This window comes from Vibrio sp. 10N.222.48.A3, from assembly GCF_041475345.1.
Lineage (GTDB): Bacteria > Pseudomonadota > Gammaproteobacteria > Enterobacterales > Vibrionaceae > Vibrio > Vibrio tasmaniensis_A.
The window spans coordinates 1-2271 of record NZ_JBFRVX010001177.1; the positions used below are offsets into that span (position 1 = coordinate 1).

Annotated in this window: 2 protein-coding genes; both read left to right on the plus strand. The window is 44.8% G+C overall.

The window, feature by feature from the left end; genetic code table 11:
* Positions 1-50 precede the first annotated feature (50 nt).
* Positions 51-1586 carry an ABC transporter substrate-binding protein gene (locus AB4653_RS24750; protein WP_102258231.1) on the plus strand — a complete coding sequence of 512 codons (1536 nt, stop codon included), beginning with the start codon at positions 51-53 and terminating at the stop codon, positions 1584-1586.
* Positions 1579-2271: ABC transporter permease (locus tag AB4653_RS24755; RefSeq protein ID WP_372105556.1), on the plus strand; the 693-nt coding region annotated here is incomplete at its 3' end. The genes AB4653_RS24750 and AB4653_RS24755, both read left to right, overlap by 8 nt.

Sequence of the window (2271 nt, forward strand, 5' to 3'; positions counted from 1 at the left end):
ATTGTTATGTTATAACATCGCAAATAATTACTCATAACTAGGACAAAAGCATGAAAAAGCTTGCCGCACTGGCGTTACTTTCCATCAGTGCACTACTCATATGGATATTTTTACCATCAAAAGAAACACAACCAACAACGCTAAACATTTCTGGCCCCTTTGAATTTACCGACCAAGATTTATCTAAAAACGGCTATTTATTTACACGGTTACAAGTCGTTGAAGCGCTTACTGCTATCGATAAGTCAGGCAACGTCACCCCTTTATTAGCGAAAGAATGGACAACTAACGCAAACAATTTACGCTGGGAATTCACATTGCGCCCAGACGTTGTGTTCCACGATGGCTCCCCGCTTACCGCGCAAGCTGTTCAAACTTCTCTTTCTCACGCTTTAAAAAAACCTGGCGTATTAAAGCGTGTACCTATCAAAGAGGTATCAGCTTCAGACAACCTTCTAGTGATAGAACTATCTCAACCTTATCGACCATTGCTGGCAGTGTTAGCTCATTACACAGCAGCGATTGCAGCACCAAGTTCGTTTGATCAACAAGGAAATGTTGCACAACTGAGTGGTACAGGTCCTTATAAAATCCAAGAGTTACAAGCTCCTCATAAAGCGCATGTTGTCAAAAATGCTGACTACTGGGGCACAAAAGCCTCGATTGAACATGTTCACTACCTTGCAGGTCATCGCTCTGAAAGCCGTGCTTTGTTAGCACAAACCGGTCAAGCCGATCTGGTTTACACACTCGACCCAGCCAGTATCGACCTGCTTGAGTCAGCAAAGAATGTTGAATTGGTGATGGAGTCCATCCCAAGAACGATCCTAATTAAGTTGAATAATGAACACCCACTTTTGAATCATTCAGATGTGCGTCAAGCTATCAGTCTAGCTTTGGACCGAACGGGTATTTCAAAACAAATTGTCCGCGTTCCAGGCTCTGAAGCCTATCAACTGTTTGCCCCTTCTCTTGGCGCATGGCACATCAATAACCTTGAGCAAACTCAGCGCAATATCGACCAAGCGAAAACATTACTTGCAGGGCAAGGTTGGCAGGAAAATGAGGAAGGTCTCCTTTCGCGAGAAGGCAAAACATTCGATATTACTTTAACTACCTACTCAGACAGACCAGAGCTGCCTATCGTAGCTACCGCGATTCAAGCTCAGCTTAAAGAAGTCGGCATTCAAGTGAATGTTTCTATCGATAACTCAAGTGCAATTCCATCAAAGCACAAAGACGGCACATTAGAAATGGCGCTCGTGGCGCGTAATTTTGGCACTACGGCGGATCCCCTAGCCTTACTGATGCGAGATTTTGCTAGCCATAAAGGCAGTGACTGGGGACCAATGAACTGGTCTTCTGATGAGTTCAGCAGCTTACTTCAACGTCTATCGGTTGAACCAAACCAAGAGCAATATAATCTAATGACTCAAGAGGCTTCATCCATATTAGCGGAAGAAATGCCGCTGATTCCTGTGACTTTCTACACTCAATTAGTCGCGGTGAATGAACGTGTTAACCACTTCTCATTTGACCCATTTGAAATCAACTATCGCATCTCAGAGATGACGATTAATGATTAATATCTTAATCCGAAGAGTACTCCAAGCCGGCTTTGTGGCTTGGAGTATCGGAACACTCACTTTCATTTTAATGCGCTTGTTACCCGGCGACTTTGCTTTTCGAATTGCAGCGGGTCGCTATGGGTATGATTATGTGGATGCGGATGCGGCACAAGCGGTTTATCAAGAGCTAGGGCTTGATCGTTCGGGCTTGCAGCTATACCTCGAATGGCTATGGGATCTTCTCCATTTTGATTTGGGAACATCATTGATTAGTGGCACCCCCGTCATTGATGAAATCAGCCACCAGCTCGGGCATTCCATTTTATTGGCAGTCGTCGCGACCGTCATTTCTCTTCTCATTGCCATCCCAATCGGTATTTATTGTGGAAAACGGACCGACTCTTTTGCAGACCATTTCTCGCTATTAGGTTCCATCATCTTAAGAGCTCAGCCTGTATTTTTAATAGGTTTGGCCTTGGTGATTATATTTGCGTTACAGCTGAATTGGCTTCCTGTGGCAGGCTTTGGTCGAGTCGAGTTTATCATTTTGCCCGCCCTCGCCTTGGCACTATCGCTGGCTGCAATGTCTAGTCGTCTTATAAGAAACGCCACTCACGATGCCATCACAGCACCGCACTTTTTATTCGCTCGTTTAAAAGGACTCAGTGAGGCGCAAGCTTTTCAGCATCACGCTCATAAACAC